The 18033-nt window shown below is 41.7% G+C and carries 10 protein-coding genes; 6 read left to right on the forward strand and 4 right to left on the reverse strand.

Features of this window, described 5'->3' with window-relative positions; translation table 11 throughout:
• Positions 1-14 precede the first annotated feature (14 nt).
• A complete protein-coding gene (gene gltB, locus CQA40_RS01325; protein WP_115519194.1) occupies positions 15-4721 on the reverse strand; it encodes a glutamate synthase large subunit in 4707 nt (1568 codons plus the stop codon).
• A gap of 472 nt (positions 4722-5193) precedes the next feature.
• Here gltB and CQA40_RS10950 point away from each other — a divergent pair, with 472 nt between their 5' ends.
• The 6 genes from CQA40_RS10950 (at position 5194) to CQA40_RS01350 (ending at position 13597) form a co-directional block, all read left to right on the forward strand.
• On the forward strand, positions 5194-5370 hold the full coding sequence (locus CQA40_RS10950) for a hypothetical protein (RefSeq protein ID WP_181882784.1): 177 nt from the start codon (positions 5194-5196) through the stop codon (positions 5368-5370).
• Positions 5303-8176, forward strand: a complete 2874-nt coding sequence (locus tag CQA40_RS01330; RefSeq protein ID WP_258864413.1) for a Plug domain-containing protein — start codon at positions 5303-5305, stop codon at positions 8174-8176. Before CQA40_RS10950 ends, CQA40_RS01330 begins: the two co-directional genes overlap by 68 nt.
• Before the next feature lie 192 nt (positions 8177-8368).
• Entirely contained in the window at positions 8369-10429 is a 2061-nt protein-coding gene (locus tag CQA40_RS01335) for a hypothetical protein (protein WP_115519195.1), read from the forward strand.
• Complete coding sequence (locus CQA40_RS01340) at positions 10377-11804, forward strand: type II secretion system F family protein (protein WP_115519196.1); 1428 nt, start codon at positions 10377-10379, stop codon at positions 11802-11804. Before CQA40_RS01335 ends, CQA40_RS01340 begins: the two co-directional genes overlap by 53 nt.
• Before the next feature lie 161 nt (positions 11805-11965).
• Positions 11966-13207, forward strand: a complete 1242-nt coding sequence (locus CQA40_RS01345; RefSeq protein WP_115519197.1) for an outer membrane family protein — start codon at positions 11966-11968, stop codon at positions 13205-13207.
• 57 nt (positions 13208-13264) lie between these two features.
• On the forward strand, positions 13265-13597 hold the full coding sequence (locus CQA40_RS01350; RefSeq protein WP_115519198.1) for a hypothetical protein: 333 nt from the start codon (positions 13265-13267) through the stop codon (positions 13595-13597).
• Between the two features lie 68 nt (positions 13598-13665).
• On the opposite strand, the gene CQA40_RS01355 is transcribed toward CQA40_RS01350, so the two are convergent.
• From CQA40_RS01355 to CQA40_RS01365, 3 genes are all read right to left on the reverse strand, one after another.
• On the reverse strand, positions 13666-14703 hold the full coding sequence (locus tag CQA40_RS01355) for a hypothetical protein (RefSeq protein ID WP_181882785.1): 1038 nt from the start codon (positions 14701-14703) through the stop codon (positions 13666-13668).
• A gap of 142 nt (positions 14704-14845) precedes the next feature.
• Complete coding sequence (locus CQA40_RS01360; protein WP_115519199.1) at positions 14846-17545, reverse strand: LPS-assembly protein LptD; 2700 nt, start codon at positions 17543-17545, stop codon at positions 14846-14848.
• Positions 17546-17554: 9 nt separating this feature from the next.
• Complete coding sequence (locus CQA40_RS01365; protein ID WP_115519200.1) at positions 17555-18031, reverse strand: RDD family protein; 477 nt, start codon at positions 18029-18031, stop codon at positions 17555-17557.
• Positions 18032-18033: the final 2 nt, after the last annotated feature.

Consider the following 18033-nt stretch of genomic DNA (forward strand, 5'->3'; position numbering starts at 1 on the left):
TCAAAATATTTGCCTTATTTTTTTGATGCTTTTGTGATTTTCTCAAACGCCGCTAGCTCGGGATTTGGCTCGTTTTTGCACGATTGCAATGCACGCAATGCCACCTCATAATCGCGTGGCAAAATCTTAAAAAAGTCATTTTTGTTAAATCGCCCTAGCACTTCTTTTGCCTTTTTTGAGCCTGTGTAGTCAATGTGTGTTTGTAGCATTTGTTTTATCTCGCGTTCATCTTCTTTGCTTAGCTCTTTTATGTCCACTAGCTCGGCATTTACACGCGGGATATTGTGCTGTCCTAGCACAAAAGCATAGCCTCCACTCATACCTGCTGCGAAGTTTTCGCCCACATCGCCTAGACATAGCACGCGCCCACCTGTCATATACTCACACCCGTGCACTCCCATACCTAGCACCACCGCGCTCACACCAGAATTTCGCACGCAAAATCTCTCCCCTGCTATGCCATCTAGATAGACTTCCCCTGCAGTCGCCCCATAAAGGCAAGCATTGCCTACGATTATGTTTTCTTCGGGGCTTAGGGAGGACTCCTCGCTTATGCGGGCGATGATTTTGCCACCGCTTAAGCCTTTGCCTAGATAGTCGTTTGCATCGCCTATGATTTCTAGCTTCACTCCGTAGTTTAAAAACGCCCCAAAGCTATTGCCTGCACTGCCTATGGCTTTTATGTGGATAGTATCCTCTTTTAGTCCCTTTGCGCCGTAGATTTTGGTGATTTCATAAGAAAGCATAGCACCAAATGTGCGTGAGAGATTTGATACTTCTAGGGCTAGATTTGTCTTGCGCTCCTCTTGGAGAGCTTTTTTGCATAGAGGTAGCAGTATGGTAGAGTCTAGCGTTTTTTCTAGCTTATTGTCTTTGAAATCTTTGCAATAAGTGGCGGTTTGGTTATAGGTGGGTAGATTTTTTATCATTCTATCTAGGTTGATTTTTGAGGCTTTGCCTGATAGCTTTTTTTGTCGCAGTTTATCTACACGCCCCACCATTTCATCTATGGTGCGAAATCCAAGCCTAGCCATATATTCTCGTAGCTCTTCAGCGATAAATCGCATAAAATTCATCACATCTTCTACCTTACCAGCAAATCGCTCTCTAAGTAGCTTATCTTGCGTAGCGATACCAAATGGGCAGGTGTTTAGATGACACACTCTCATCATTGTGCAGCCCATAACGATAAGTGGCGCGGTGGCAAAGCCGTATTCTTCTGCACCTAGTAGCGTAGCGATAGCCAAATCCCGCCCGCTTAGCAACTTGCCATCTGTCTCTAGCCTCACGCGCTCTCTAAGTCCATTTAGAATCAGCGTCTGATGAGTTTCTGCTAGTCCTAGCTCCCAAGGCATTCCAGCATTGGCGATAGAGGTTTTGGGGCTTGCTCCCGTCCCCCCGTCATAGCCAGAAACTAGGATAATATTTGCCCCTGCTTTTGCCACACCAGCGGCGACTGTGCCTATGCCAGATTCTGCGACAAGTTTGACAGAGATATTTGCGTGAGGATTTGCGTTTTTTAGGTCATAGATTAGTTGGGCTAAATCCTCGATAGAGTAAATATCGTGGTGTGGTGGTGGCGAGATAAGCGCGACACCGGGGGTAGAGTGTCTAGCCCTAGCTATCCAAGGATATACTTTAAACCCCGGGAGCTGTCCGCCCTCGCCGGGTTTTGCGCCTTGTGCGACTTTGATTTGGATTTCTTTTGCGTTGGCAAGGTATTCGATATTTACGCCAAATCGTCCGCTAGCGACTTGCTTTATCGCGCTTGATTTAGAATCCCCATTTGGCTCTTTTTTGTATCTCTCTGCGTTTTCGCCACCCTCGCCACTATTGCTTCTAGCACCTAGTCGATTCATAGCTATTGCTAGGCATTCGTGGGCTTCTTTGGATATAGAGCCATAGCTCATCGCACCTGTTTTAAACCGCTTGATGATAGAATCTATACTTTCTACCTCATCAAGGCTAATTGCTTCGCTAAAGTCTAGCTCAAGCGCGTCTCGCAGATTTACTAGCTTAGAATCTATAATGCTTGTGTATTCTTTGAAAAGCTCGTAGCTTCCGCGCCTGCAGGCTTCTTGTAAGCGAAAAATCGCCATAGGGTCAAGCAAATGCTCCTCTTTGTCGCAAGAGTGTGTGCTTGCAGAATGTGCGCTTGTGGAGTGTGCTTCATCGCTATATCCTGCTCGCCATTTGTGTGCTCCTTTTGATTGCAGGGCGTTGATTTGTGGTGCGCTAAAAGCGGCTTTGTGCACGCATAGATAGTCTGCTTCAATGTCCTCTAGCCCTATACCTTCTATCTTGCTAGGTGTGGAAGTGAAATACCTCTCAATGACTTGTGAGCCTATGCCTATGCACTCAAAGATTTGTGCTCCATTGTAGCTTTGCATAGTGGAGATTCCCATTTTTGAAGCGATTTTTACGATACCTTTAGAAGCGGCTTTTATATAGTTTGCCAATGCTTTCTCATAAGGAATCTCTAGCTCTTTTTGCAAAATCAGCTGATATAAGCACTCATAAATCAAATACGGATTTATCGCGGTCGCACCAAATCCTAGCAAACACGCAAGATGATGAATCTCTCTTGGCTCGCCTGATTCTATGATGAGGCTTGCGTGAGTGCGGCGGTTTTTGCGCACAAGGAAGTTGTGCAAGCCAGATACGGCTAAAAGTGAGGGAATCGCACAAAGATTTTTGTCTATGCCCTTATCGCTTAGGATAATGATAGACGCGCCCTTTTCAATAGACTCTAGCGCGTCTGCAAATAGCGAATCTAGCGCGTCTTGCAAAGTCTGCTTGGTGTAGTCAAACACGATAGAGAGTGTTTTTACGCTAAAGCCTTTTAGGTTTTGGATTTTGTGTAGCTCCTCATTGCTAATGATAGGCGAGGTTAGCTTCACTCGCTTGCAGTTTGTCTCATTTGGCTTTAGGAGATTTCCCTCGCGTCCTAAGTAGATTCTCTGTGAAGTTACGATTTCTTCTCTTATGGCATCTAGTGGCGGGTTTGTTACTTGAGCAAAAAGCTGCTTAAAGTATTTAAATAGATTTTGCGGGGTAGAATCTAGCACTGCCAAAGGCGTGTCAATCCCCATAGCAGCGAGGCTTTCTTTGCCTTGCTGTGCCATAGGTAAGATGCTAGTTTTTACCTCCTCATAGCTCCAGCCAAACGCACTTTGTAGTAGCAAGACTTTCTCTTTTGGCATAAACTCGTGCTTGTGCTTGCTAGATTCTAGTTTTTCGATTTTGATAAGGTTTTCTAGCCATTTTGTGTATGGCTTTGCATTGGCGTATTGGTCTTTTAGCTCGGAGTCAGAGACTAGCCTACCACGTGCAGTATCCACTAGAAGTAGCTTGCCCGGCTCTAGTCGCTTTTTTGCTTTTATGTTTGCTTCATCAATATTTAGCGTGCCTGTTTCGCTAGCCAAAATCAAAAAATCATCTTTTGTAAGGTAGTAGCGCGATGGGCGAAATCCATTTCTATCCAAGCTCGCCCCCATAATAATCCCATCGGTAAATATGATAGAAGCAGGTCCATCCCACGGCTCCATAAGTGTGGAGTGATACTCATAAAACGCCCTTTTGCGCGGGTCCATATTGTGATTTTTGCTCCACGGCTCGGGTATCATCATCATAAATGCTTCTTCTAGGCTTCGTCCATTTAGACTTAAAAACTCTAGGGTATTATCAAACATTGCAGAATCGCTTGAGGGCTTAGCAATGATAGGGAACACCTCGCTTAAATCATCAAAATAATCACTTTTGCACAGCCCCTCACGCGCCCGCATAGAATCTACATTGCCCTTTATGGTGTTTATCTCGCCATTATGCACCATATAGCGATTGGGGTGGGCACGCTCCCAGCTAGGAAAGGTATTGGTGCTAAAGCGCGAATGCACTAGGGCGATAGCGGACTTCATATTGACATCTTTTAGGTCTAGGTAGAAATCACTTAGCTGTGTGGAGATAAGCATTCCTTTATACACGATAGTCCGTGATGAAAAAGAGCAGATATAAAACCTAGCTAGATTTTGGGCATAAGCCTTTTTCTCAATCGCTCGCCTTGCTATATAGAGTTTGCGCTCAAAATCTATCCCTTGAGCAATGTCTTTTGGACGAGCGACAAAGACTTGGAGGAAGTAGGGCATCGCATCTCTTGCTACCTGCCCTATTGCGCTTGGATTTACAGGGACAAAGCGAAATCCTAGCACTTCTAAGCCCTTTTCTTGCAATGTTTGGGCTATGAGGGCTTTGCCCTCCTCTTTTGCCTCGACATTTGGAGAGAGAAAGACTTGAGCTACGGCATAGTCCCCCTCATCTGGGAGGGCGAAACTTAGATTTTGAGAGGTAAAAAACTCGTGTGGAAGCTGAAGCAAAATCCCCGCACCATCGCCTGAAGTATCATCTGCGCTTGTTCCACCTCTGTGCTCAAGCTGAAGCAGGATTTGGAGAGCGTTTGTGATGACTTTGTGTGAGCGGATACCACGGATATTTGCCACCGCACCGATTCCGCACGCATCGTGCTCAAATCGTGGCTCATATAGCCCGATATGGTTAGAATCTAGTGGATTTTGGCAAATGTGATTTGTGGTATTGCTTGTGTCGCTTGTAGTATGCTGTGAGGGGGTTTGGAGTGAATTTGAAGTGTGCGAGATTTTGTCTAAAGGCTTTGGGGGGATTTTTGGAATTTGCTTGGGGATTTGCAAATGCGCTTGTTTGCTCATTTTCTCTCCTTAAATTGTGGATTTTGGTTGTGGAATTTGCAGTTTTAGATTTTGCAAGATAGTTTGTAAAGATTTTGCCTTTAAGTTGCCTTTTGTCCTAGATTTGCCCTATTTTGCTAGAAGCGCGTAGCTTGTGTATAGCTTTGGGCGTGCTGTGAATTTTAGGGAGGGCATTATATTATTATTATGCTTAGATAATCATAAATTACTAGCAAAACTAAAAGGCAAGTTATTTTAGGCAAAATTTTACGCGCTTACAAAAATCGTTGTCTAAAAATGCTTGGTAGTTTTTGGCGATTTTTTGTTTTCGGTTATGATATTTTCTCTTATTAAAGTTTGATTAAGTTTATTTGTTTTATCATTTCATATTTTTATTTTGCATTTGAATCTTATTTTCTTAAAAAGCTATGAATAATGAGAAAATATCTTTTGTAGTGCAAAATATGGCGCGAAAATATTTTAAGGAGTTTTTATGAAAAATATGCCAAAAAGTATTCAAAAAGCGTTTTTGCTTGCAAGTGCGATGAGTGCGCTTACTACGCAAGGGATATTTGCTAGTCAAATCGCTAATGGGATTGCGCTTGCTGATAACGAGAGAGAGAGAGAGAGAGAGAGTAGCTCACGCACAATCTGGGCAAGTGGATTCTAGCGATTCTAGCGAATCTAAAAATATTGATTCTAATGCCACAAAATCTAAGCAACAAAACAAAAATATTGCTAAGCTAGCTTTAGTAGAATCTACCCAAGATTTTGATAGCCCCACTACGCAAGCTACACAGACTACAAAACAATATGAAAAACCCCAAAAAGACACTTCACAAACTATCACCGAGAGAGATTTGGGGCGCATAGTCGCTTATGGCTCGCCCGATGTGAAGTCTAGCTCAACTGCAAAATACCAAAGCAATGCTGGGGTAATCTCAAAATCAATGATACAAACCCACCCAAGTGGCAATGGCGATATAGGCTCGATTTTGCGCTTACTACCAAATGTGCAATTTGACAATGCCCAAAATCGCTCTACCGCGCAGGGCGAAATCGACCCTGCAAATATCAGCATTTCAGGTGGGCTTTATTATCAAAACAATTTCCAAATCGATGGACTAAATATCAACAACGACTTAGACCCGCACGGCGAAGTAAATAACAACATAAACACCTTGCGAGGTGGGCAAAATCAAGGCTTTGCCATAGATACAAGCCTGCTAGAGGGCATTGTCGTGCAAGATAGCAATATCAGTGCGGCTTATGGGAGATTTAGCGGTGGTGTGATAGAAGCCACCGTGCGCAAACCACGCAGAAATGCGGGCGGAATAAATGGCTGGAGGGCAAATATAAGCTATCAATTTACCTCAAGTGATTTGACAGAGTATCATCTAGATAAATCAAGTGAGGAGTATTTCTATGCTAGTGCAAGTGAAGCCTATCAGCCAAACTTTCACAAGCATATTATCCGCGCTAGCACAGAGGGCTATATCACGGACAAAGTCGGGCTAGTGGCTAGCTTCAATACCACACAGAGCTTTATCCCGCTCAAATCCTATCCGCAAACAACTGCGGCAAATACGGCATACATAGGCACAGAAGTGGGAGGCACAAGGCAGCAGAAGCGTCAAAGCTATAATTTCTATACTAAGATGAACTATGATATTACAGAGAATCTAACCCTTGAAGCATATCTAGGCTATATGCCTCAAACAAACACCTACTTCACAAATAACGCCAAAGACAGCTTCTACCAAATGGATTCTGGCGGAATCCAAAGCGGGCTAAAGGCAAGTCTGCAAACTCCTATTGGATTTTGGCTAAACTCGCTAGGCTACACACGCATAGAAAACTCTCGCCGAAGTGATAAAAACTACTATATAAGCTGGTATGGCTCAAGTATTCATAATTGGGCTTATACAAATGCCACCACAGGCAATTCAGGTAGGGCTATTGAGGGGGGATATGGCGATTTGGATACACTGCAAGATACACTTACGCTAAAGAGTGATTTCACTTTCAATCCTTTGTCGTGGGGAATCTTTGATAATGTATTTCGCATAGGCACAGAAATCAATTACCAAAAGGTGCAAAGAAATCGGCTAGAAGATGTGTATTTCACTTCTGGGCTACCACGAAATACAAATGGAAGCACCTGCTATAAAGACCAATTTGGAATAGGACAGGATTTTTGCTCGGTTGGCGATACATTTACCACAGGGACGACACAAGCAAATGCAAAATGGAGTGGGCAATACTTCAATGCCCTGCAAGTATATCAAGCAGGCAAAACAAGCCTAGATTCCGTGTCTTATGGGGTTTTTGCAGAAGATGATATGAAGCTAGATTTGAACTTTGAGCGGGTGAAAATAGGCGAGCTAAATGCTAGAATCGGTGTGAGGCTTGATGGCGATGACTATATGAGTAAGCATACGATTGCTCCTAGATTTTCACTAGGATATATAACGCCAATTGCAAAAGCCTACCAAACCACTCTCACTTTTGGGGCAAATCGCTACTATGGGCGCAATCTTTTTTCATATAGGCTTTATGACAATGAACAAAACTTGCGAAAAAACTACACAAGGACTTCCTCAAATCAGGCATTTGTAGAATCTAGCACAACAAATAATTCTACCTACAAATTTAACAAACTAAAAGTCCCTTATGATGATGAGCTAATGGGCGCAATAAGCCAAAATCTAAGCTACGCTCAAATCGCGTTTAAATACATTTATAGGCAAGGTAGAGATGAGATAATGCGCCGCTCTAGGACAAATAGCAATGGTTTGCCAAGCTTAGAGGGCTACTCAAATAATTACACGATTTGGACAAATGATGGCAGTAGCCAAAGCCATATCTTTAGCCTAATCATAAAAAACATAAAACCTATATTGACTTATGGTGTGGCACATAACTATCTTTTTGCCTTTGACTACACTCGCACAAGTCGCACTTACAACCTGCTAAGCGCAGATGAAGCCTACTACAATGACACACTTATCAAATACAATGGAGAGATTATCAACTATCGCAATAGACCTGTGGAAAATTGGGCGCGTCCTTTTACCCTGCGACTTGATACCACACACGCTTTTAAAATCGCCAAAACAAAGTGGGTGTGGAATAACTTTTTTAGATTTCGTGCGGGCTATGACAGAATGGTGATACTCACAAGGACTGACCCACGCTATGATTCTAGCTTTTCTGGCTCTCAATATGGAAAAATGCGCTTTCCAAATGCTTTTAGCTGGGATATGAGATTGGGGTTTGAGCTAGATATGTATAAGGGACAAACACTGTATATGAATGTAGATATTTATAATGTCCTAAATAGCAAAATCAAATCAACCATTGCAAATACTGCTTATAATGGTAGCACTTCAAGTGGGGCTTTTGCTTCCTCAAATGCTGTGGCAGTCTATGAGGTGGGGAGGCAGTTTTGGCTACAAGTGGGGTATAAATTCTAGCGTTTTTATTGTTGTGTGTGAATTTTGGTTTTTCTAGCTAGGAATTGCTAATCAAGGTGTTTTATCATCTAAAGCATTGTTTATAAGCATTTTGTAACCTTAGACAAATTATAATTAGGGCTAATTTTTGCAAAATCATCTTGCAAAAACTTCCCTAAATCCAAGTAATCCAAAGTTTGTAAGGAGAACAAAATGGCGTTGCGTATTTTGAAATGGTCTGCAGGTATCATAGTGGGGCTATTGCTACTTGTGTATGTGCTAGTGTTTAGCCCTATTGGCAATTTTATCTTTAAGCCTGTGGTGCAATCCCAAATAGACAAATACTCGCCCGTGCCACTCACACTTAGCACCTTTAGCGTGGGGCTTACAGGGCTAGAGATTGTAATCAAAAATGAGCCAAAGCTAGAGATTGCGCTAAAGGGGGATTATAATCTTTTCACGCTAAATATTGACACTACGCTAAATGTGAATGCTAGTGATATTTCGCTATTTGATGAAGTGGCTGGAATGCCTCTAAGTGGTGCTTTTGTGCTTGAAGCAAGTGCAAAAGGCAAGGTATTTGGTGCGCTAAGTGCGCAAGCGCATAGCAATATCGCCAAATCCAAAACCGACATAAAAGTAGAGCTCCAAAATCTAAATCCACTAAAAATCTATGCTGACATAGCCCACCTAGAGCTAGCAGAAGTGCTAGCAATGATAGGGCAAAAGCCTTATGTTGAGGGTGTGCTAAGCCTTGATGCGGACATAGTAGGCAACGAAAATATGGAATTTAGCGGGAAAAATATCTTAGAGATAAAGCAGGGGGATTTTAGCCAACGACTTATCGCTAAAGATTTTGGTATCCAAGTCCCAAAAACCACATTTACCATACACCAAGAAAGCATATTTGACAAAAAAGACATTAAGCAAGATTTTGTATTTGACTCAAATGTGGGCAAAATCAAGCTTAGCTCGACTTCAAACATAGAATCATTTGACACAAAGGGCGTGTATAGCATAGTTTTAAGCGATATTAGCGCGTTTACGCCATTGCTAGGAATGAAAGTGCGTGGTGCACTTCGCACAGAGGGAAGCATAGAGGGAGGGCTAGAAAACATACTTATTGCAGGCAAAACTGATATAGCTGATTCTGCTAGCACTTATAGCGCAAGCATTGTCAAATCTGCGCTTGCAAAAGTAAAGTTTGATACACAAAATTTGCGCATAGAAAAACTACTTTATATGATATATCAACCCCAATACATTTCTGCTAGCGTGGGTGGCAAGGCTGAAGCGTGGGATTTTGACAAAGGCATAAGCACGCAAGCAAACTTCTCCCTAAAGGGCGTAACCTCAAATCCTGTAATCAAAAAAGAATTTGACTTAGATATGCCAAATACACCTTTTAGTGCGAATCTAAATGCCAAACTAGACAAAGGTGTGGGCAATGCAAATCTTATCTTTGACTCAAATCTAGCAAGGCTAAATGTGCCAAATATCGCTATTGACTTGCATAAAGGAATTTATTCCTCGCCATATAACGCGATTTTGCCAGATTTAAAAAAGCTAAAATTTGCGACCAAAATCGAGCTTGTGGGGAAATTTGAAGCGAATGGGGATTTTGCTCTAAGTGAAAATCTAAAAGCGACTTTTCATACCAAAAGTCTTGGCGGAAATGTCGATGCGGAGCTAAATGGCGATAATTTCAATGCAAAGATAAAAGAGGTGGATTTGGACTCTGTGCTAAGTATGGCTCAAATCCAAAAGGTGTTTAGCTCTAAGGTAAATGGCGACTTGGTGTATAACACTGCGAGTGAAAAAGGCACGCTAAAAGCTAGGCTTGATAATGGTAGATTTTTGAAAAATCAACTAACAGACGCACTCAAGCAATATGCCAAATTTGACGCCACAGGACTAGTGTTTAACAACATAAGTCTAAATAGTGATATAAACAAAATGGTGCTAAACTCCGCGCTAAATATGCAAAGCGGCGATTTTAGCCTAAGTGGTCAAAATATCATAACGGATTTGGAAAAAAGCACGATAAATGCCAAGCTAAAAACCACGCTAAAAAAAGACACGCTAGGCATAAAGCTAAGTGGGAATCTCACTTCCCCCAAAGTCGAGCTAGACTTGGGTGAACTGCTAAAATCTAGACTTGGCAATGAAGTGCAAAAAAGCGTGGGCAAAGAGCTAGAAAAAACGCTTGATAAGCACATAGATGAGGGGACAAAAAAAGAAATCGGCAACACGCTTAAAAAACTTTTTAGGTAGATTTTGCTTTGATTATTTGGATTTTGGATTGGCTGTGCGATTTAGGGTAGAGGGACTAAAAGGAAGCCAAAAAATCACTATATTTTTGCGTGGCTCATCTAGCGATATAGCTATGCAAAAAGCCGTAAATAAAGGCATATATCCACTAAGCATAGTAGAGTGTCCTTATAGTGGATTTTTTGCTAGCTCATTTGTGGGGAGGATTGTGGGCTTTGGTGTGGATTTTTGGAGGAATGTTTTTGCAGAGGTTTTGTTGGTGTTTCGCCCATTTGCGTCAAGTGGTGCAAAGGGTGCAAATGGTATAAGCAATCAAAGTTTTGCAAATCTTTTTACTCGCCCTATAAGCCCGCTTAGCATATCGCAAGACTTGGCATTACTAAGTATTATGCTAGAGTCTGCCCTGCCTTTGCAAGATGCGTTTTTGAGCCTAAGTGCTACTACACCTAGTCCTACTCTAGCACAAATGTATAGAAAGATTTTGCTTTCTTTGCAAAATGGAGAATCTTTGAGTGAGGCGATTTCTCCGTTTGAAAAAATCTTTACGCCTATGGGAGTGGCACTTCTGCAAGCAGGGATAAAAGGTGGCAAACTTCCATCTATTTTGCAGATTTTGAGTGAGTATTTCCACCATATAGCAACCACAAGGCAAAATCTTACAAAAGCTCTTTTTTACCCCGCGTTTGTTCTTTTAAGCACGATTTTGGCATTTGTTTTTATCGCGTATTTTGTTATCCCAGAATTTAGCGAGCTGTTTTTGTCTTTTGGTGTGGAGCTACCTTTTAGCTCCAAAAGCCTTATTTTTGCTTCGCAGATTTTGCAGGATTTTGGTGTGTATATGCTACTTTTTGTGTGCTTGGCTACGGCGTTTGTGGCGCAAGGAATGAGGGCAAAAAATCATATTTATTTTGCCCTTCATCGCTACATATTAGATGCACCGCTTATAGGTAAAATCGTGCTATATAGGGATTTGTGGGTATATTTTTTGAGTTTTTTGCATTTGTATGAAGCGGGGGTGGATTTTGATACCACGCTAAAAGTCGCACCAAATGCTATCCAAAATCCACACCTAAAACACGAGCTAAGCCTAGCACTCACTCGCGTAAAAAATGGCAAAAATATCTATGAAGCATTTAGCCCCTGCCCGCATATAGAATCAAATATCAAGCATTTTTTGAGTATAGCCCAGCAAAGTGGCGAGCTAGCAAAAATGCTAAATCTATGCACAAAATACTATAAAAACAGATATGAGCAGCTAAGTGCAAAGATTTTAGCCTATATTGAGCCATTTTCTACTATCATCATAGCACTTCTTGTTGCGTGGCTAGCATTTGGAATTTTCCTGCCGATTTGGGAGCTAGGAAGTGTAGGCTTTTAGTATCATAAGCATTTAGTGTGAATACTTAGTGCGATAGCTAGTCATAGTGTGGTGCGTGGGGATTTTGATTTTTAAGTAAGGCATAAAATCATATAAGCAAATTGTGGTATTGTTTTTGCTAGCAAAAGTGCATAAAGACACTTTCAAAGGAATCATACCAAATGAGGCTAAAGAGACTTTTAGCGATATGGGCAGGTGCGCTAGCTGTGCTGTTTGGAGCGGGTGAGGTGCGTATTGATAATGCCCCTGCGAGTTCGTTTGCAGATGGGTTTAAGCGTGGGCTTATCTATGGGCACGCAGGATTGCTTTTTCAGCAGTCTATCGGTGCTAATCCCTACTCCACTTATGGCGACATAAACCTAAGTCTAGGATATGAGACAAGGCGATTTATGGGCTATAAGTTTGGCGCGGAAATGTGGATAGTGCCTAAGCTATATGAGGCAAATGGGGGGGATTTCACGCGCTCACAGACTTACTTTGAAGTGCCTCAAATCTATGCGGATTTTTATAATGAGTATGAGAGATTTGGTGGAATCATCGGGCGGTTTAAAACCGATGAGGAGTGGATAACCAACTACACAGAGGGCTTAAGTGCTAGCTATGATAGGGTGCGAAATCTATCACTAAATTTTACTTGGGCTTTGAGAAATGCGTTTTTTACTAATTATTTCGCGCAAAATTATCAAGTCTTTGGCGATTATCAAAGTGGAAAAGTAGGTAGCTTTAGCGGTGGTGCATTTAATCTGCGTGCAGATTTTGCTATCCCCCAAGCTGCACTTGTGCTTAGTCCATATCTGTATATGGTGCCAGATTTTTTTGTCGCACCGGGGCTAAAGACGAAGCTAGACTTGCCTATCAACCAAAAGCTATTTTTCCGCGCACTTATCCACCTCGCTTCCTATGTGGGTGTAGGTAAGCAAGCAAGCTCTACAAGCGGAGGTGGCGGGGGAGTTATTTGGGGAGAAGCACAGATTGATTGGGGGAGATTTGTAGCAGCTGGACAGGATTGGCAGAGCTTTTTGACTGCAGGCGTGGGAATCATAAACACACCAAATCGTGGGGCGATATATATTGATAGCTTTGGGCAAAATACGCCTTTTGAGAGGGCGGATGGGATTTTTTATTATAACTCCACCACGCCTTATGCCTTTGCTTCGGTAAATCTATGGCGATATGTGAGCTTGTATGGAGCGTTTCGCACAAGTATCATATCTAGTAGTGAAACGGTGTTAAATTGGGAAGCGAGAGTGGATTTTCGTCCTATCAAAAGTGTATTGCTAGGAGCGAGCGCGGTGGGGGTAAATAGCTCGGTAAATGTTAGAAATAATCGTGTGATGCCAACGAGATTTGGTCCAAGTGGTAGCTATACGATATTTCGCGGGTATGTGGAGTATAGCTTCTAACTCATACAAGAGCTTAAAAGCCCTATGCGTGTGTAAGAAGTAAGACAAGGAGTAAAAATGGAAAAATTAGTCAAGTTTTACAAAATCTATGCAATCGCTTTGGTAGCGGTGATAACTATCGCTAGTGTTGTGTTTCGCGTGATAAATGGAGCTGATGAAGTGGGCTTTGGCGGAATGGTAGCGTTGTTTGGACTGCTGCTGTGGCTACCTCTTTTTGTGTATGGCACTTTTGTGTATCTACCAAGCAGAATCTATCAAAAATTTCAACGCCCAAAAGAGGAGCAAAGAGATTTCATCGTGTTTGAAAACACCGCGTTTGAAATGCTGTATTATCTCTCGCTTTTTGTGCTAGCATTTGTAGTGGTAGTAGTGATGAAAGGAATTTTGTAGTAGGGAATCTAAGTAGCCAAAAAATCTTAGCACCAAGCCCACTTGCGCAAGAGAATCTAAGAAAAAATCTAAATAGATTCTTTGCTTTTTTCTGCTTTGTCTGCTTTTGTATGTGCGCTCATTATTTTTAGCACTTCTTCTTCGCTTAGGCTTTTTAGCTCTTTGTAATAATGCTCGGTGCTGACAAAATAATCTATGCTTGCCACGCAGATAAGCATATCACTTTGGGATTTTAGTAGCTCGGCGACATCGCGTGCGATTACAGGGGCTAGGACGAATATGCTTTTTGCTTTTTTTTGGATACAAGTTTTTATCGCTAGGCTCATTGTGATTCCACTCTCTACTCCTTGGTCGATGAGAAATACATCTTTTTGGGACAAATCGCTTAGTGTCGCGCCTTTGCGGAATTTATAGATTCTAGGAAGCAATACTTCATCATAGGTGCGTCTAGCCTCTCCATAGACATAATCAAGCGTAATATCAAAGCTATCAATAAGCTCTTCATTTAGCACAATATCCATATTTTCACTCACACTTGCTATCTCGCACTCATCATTCATCGGCGCAAATATAGGCGCGCTAAAAAGCAAATCTAGCTTGGAGTTTAGCTTATGTGCAAGATTGTGCGCGAAAAATAGCCCATCAAAGCTCGTAGATAGAATAATATTTTGGCTAGAGTCAATATGCTGATTGACAAACATATCATAGAGTTTGTCAAATGCGTCTTCTCTGTTTGCAAAAAGTTTGGCTGCTAGATTTGTTAGTCCGTGTGGGCTTGTATCGCGCGTCTCATTAGATAGATTTTGGGATAGATTTTGTGGTAAGTTTTGGGCAAATGATTTTGCACTCATTTGGTTTAGGGTTTGTATGGTGGATTTTGTGCTTCGTGGGGTATCTTGGGGTTTGGGTGGTTTTGTGGTTTTGGCAGGGGAGGGCTTTTGGGCACTTGAAAGACTTTGGGTGCTTGTGGGATTTTTTGATTCTAGGCTAGATTGCGTGCTAGCAAAGTCTTTGTCTAAATCGCTAGAGTTTATATCTTTCGGTGTGGGCTTTGGTGCGGATTTTATGCTTGATTTGGCGTGCTTTTGAGCGATTTTGCTTGGCATACTCTCTCCTTAAATCTTAAAAATCTCTAAATAAATTTTGAGCAAAAAGGGGGCTAAATCTTATAAGCAAGTATATCTCATAAAAAGCAAACTTGCCAAATCTATGCCCAAAACCTCTATCAACTCCCCATATCAAAATCTATCAAAATCTCATAGAAAGTCCCGTGCCACCTAAGGGGACGAAATTAAACACTACGCGCACGAAATAATCACTTTGTATAAAAAACGGATTATCATCGTTGTTTGTGAGGATAGGACGCCTGCGGTTTATAAACTTTAGCCCAATCCCAAAACAACGCACATTTTTATAAATCCCTATATCCCAATCAAGAAAAGCATCTCTGCTAATGTCATATCCTGCCTGCATAGATAGCGCAAAAACCCCAAAATCTTTTGATAAAACTCCGCGCATATAGTGAGCGTGGGTATTGGTAGTGAATGTATTTGAAGTCAAATCAAACCCACGATTTGCCCCGCCGTCTTTGTAGTAGTAAGAAAGTAGCGAACTAAATGTGCCGACATTGTAGCTAATGCTAGCAGAGATTTCATTTAGCGAGCCATAATAAAAAGAGTAAAAAAAGCTTGTGGAGAGATTTAGCCCATCTAGTGGCGAGTAGGTGAAGCGATTTTCTAGCGGGCGTCTAGCGATTTGTCTTGGGTCGTTTATGTCTTTTATTATGCCATTGCTATCAGCGTCAAAATTTAGCCTCTGAAAGATTTTCCAATCAAAAATAAGATTGCCATTATTGGTTATGAAGTATTGGCTTAGCTTCAAATCTAGCGTGTTTGCTAGGATAGAATACGCACTTATACCGCTTGGGTCCCAAATGTCATCATAGTATTTCCACTCGCCATTTACCATAAATGGATAAGTATTGGCAAATTCTGCATTGCTTGATAGTGTTGCGCTGTTGCGATTGCTTAACCCACGCGCACGCAAGGAGGCAAAGTATGGTCCTGCTTGCCTATCAAAAAGCCCATCTGTATAAGAAACATAAGGATATGGTCCGCTAAATAGGGCTTCAAATTGGATAGAGTGAAATATTTTGTCAAAACTGCGTGATAAATCCGTGTTTAGCGACAGGGAATAATTAGCCGAAAAGATATTGCCGTATTTTAGTTGATTTGGGAGATTTTGGCTTTGAGCCTCGCTTGTGATGACACCTCCTACATAGCTATTTTGAGCGGAGTGGATATTTAGATTTTCTGCATAAAATTCATTCCAAAGTCCAATAGAGAGGTATTTTTTGAAAAGTGAAAACTGCAAGCCCACAGGGATTTTCACGGCATTTTCAATATAGCCATAGCCACGCGTGCGGATAGTGTTTTTCATCTGATAGTCTATGGAGTAGAGCAAAGACTTCCAAAAAAGAGAGTTTGTGTATTTGTGGTATTGGAGGTTTGGCACGGATTGTAAGGTGGTGGAGTTGCTTAGCTTGGCTAGGTTTAGGAAATATTTGATATTTAGCCCAAAGTAGTGATTATCTGTTTGGAGGTAGAAATTTGCCTTAGAAGCGTAAGTGGCGTCATAGATTCGCTTATTTGCCTTATCTAGACGGTAGTAGTCCAAATCATTCATATGCACCATATTGACATAGATTCCATTATCTAGCTCGTTTTTTAGGCGAAAATATTTTTGGAGTGGCTGCTTGCCTAGATGATAAAATCTAAAGCCATAAACTTCTCTGTTTTTTATGTTGTATCTTTCTTTGTAAGAATCGAAATTATAAAGATAGCCCACTTCTGCCATAGTCCTATCATTTGCACTATCTACTAGCCTCATCTCAAAGTGTCCGCCCGCGCCGCGAGAAGTGCGCACTTGTGGCGTGAAAGTCATATCAAACCACGACTTTATAGGCACGAAGTAGGGCTGTGCGTAGATAAACCCCTCTGTATTTGATGACAAAAAGTATGGAAACAAAAATCCGCTTTTGCGGTTTAGGTTTGTATCTATGGTAAAGTAGGGGAAATAAAAAATCGGCACATCGCCAATATAAACGCGAGGATTCCACAAAGATACGCGCTGTTTTTCGGCATTATATGAGCCAGAGCTAGCTTCCATTCGCCATATCGGGCTTTGGACTTGACAGCCCGAGATTATGGCTTTTTTGAAGCCATATACGCCTTTTTTGGAACTACCAGATATGGCGTTTACCCACATTCCGCTAGTGGTGTCTTGCAAATATAGTGGCTCTAAAATCCCATAGTGCTCATCTAGCTCAAAGCTAGCAGAATGAGTGCGCACAAGCAAAGTGCCACCCCGATAGATTCTCACTTCCCCCTCTGCATAGACTTTTTTGTTTTCTATGTCGTATTTGATGACATCGGCTATGGTGTATAATTCAGGATTTATCATTATGGCATTGTGGATAGCGTGTATGACATTATTTTCGCTTTTTACCTCATCGGCTAGTAGCTCAAAAATCCGCTGATTGTCTTTGTCATACTCTGCGGCTGCGGTTTTAGAGGCAGAGGATAGAGGGAGATTTGGTGGGATATTTTTGGTGGCTTGGGGGGCGGCTTGTGGATTTTGGGATTGTGCGGCTTGGGTAGGCTGCGCTTCTTGCGGGGTTTGGGCAAAATCTTGGGCGAGAGTTTTGCTATCTTTTATTTTGCCTTGTGCTTTTCTTTGGGATTTGAAAGTTTGTGCTAGGCTATCATCATCGAGATTAAAATCTCTCATATTTGTGCCAAACTCATTTGAAAAGCAAACTCCAGCAAGCAGCACACAAACAAACAAAATCCAAAATCTAGCGCGAAAGGCTTTGAAAAATCTAGCGCAAATTAGGCTTAAAAATCCGTGATAAAATCCCCCCCAAAGTCCGCACCAAAATCTAGCCACGCAAAATCCCTATTGCTTTTTTTGGATAACGATACTTTGGCAAAGTCTATCATATAGCGTGCGCTTGAAGCTATCGCTTAGCGCAAATATAAAAGGGATATAATACACAAGCTGTGAAATCTCACGCAAAAACGCACGAAGTAGCGACTTTAGCACAGAGGGTGAATCAAGCAAATCTATACTTACCACTTCGATTTTGCAGACTATCTTGCCTACACTTGCGCCATACCACGCCACGAAAATCCACTGATAAATCATATCTATCACAAACAGTTGTAATAGCATTGGTCTCATAGTGTTTATGATTTGCTCTGCGTTGCTCTCTTGGAGGCTTTTGTTGATACTCTCTAGCGCACCAAAATTTAGCAAGCAAACCACCACACTTACTATCAAGCTATCTAGCACAAAAGCAATGAATCGCTTATCAATGTCTGCTAGCTGTATGTCCTCTCTATCAAGGATTTCTTGGATTTGCTCATCGCTCATTT

The organism is Helicobacter sp. MIT 01-3238 (assembly GCF_003364135.1).
GTDB lineage: Bacteria > Campylobacterota > Campylobacteria > Campylobacterales > Helicobacteraceae > Helicobacter_B.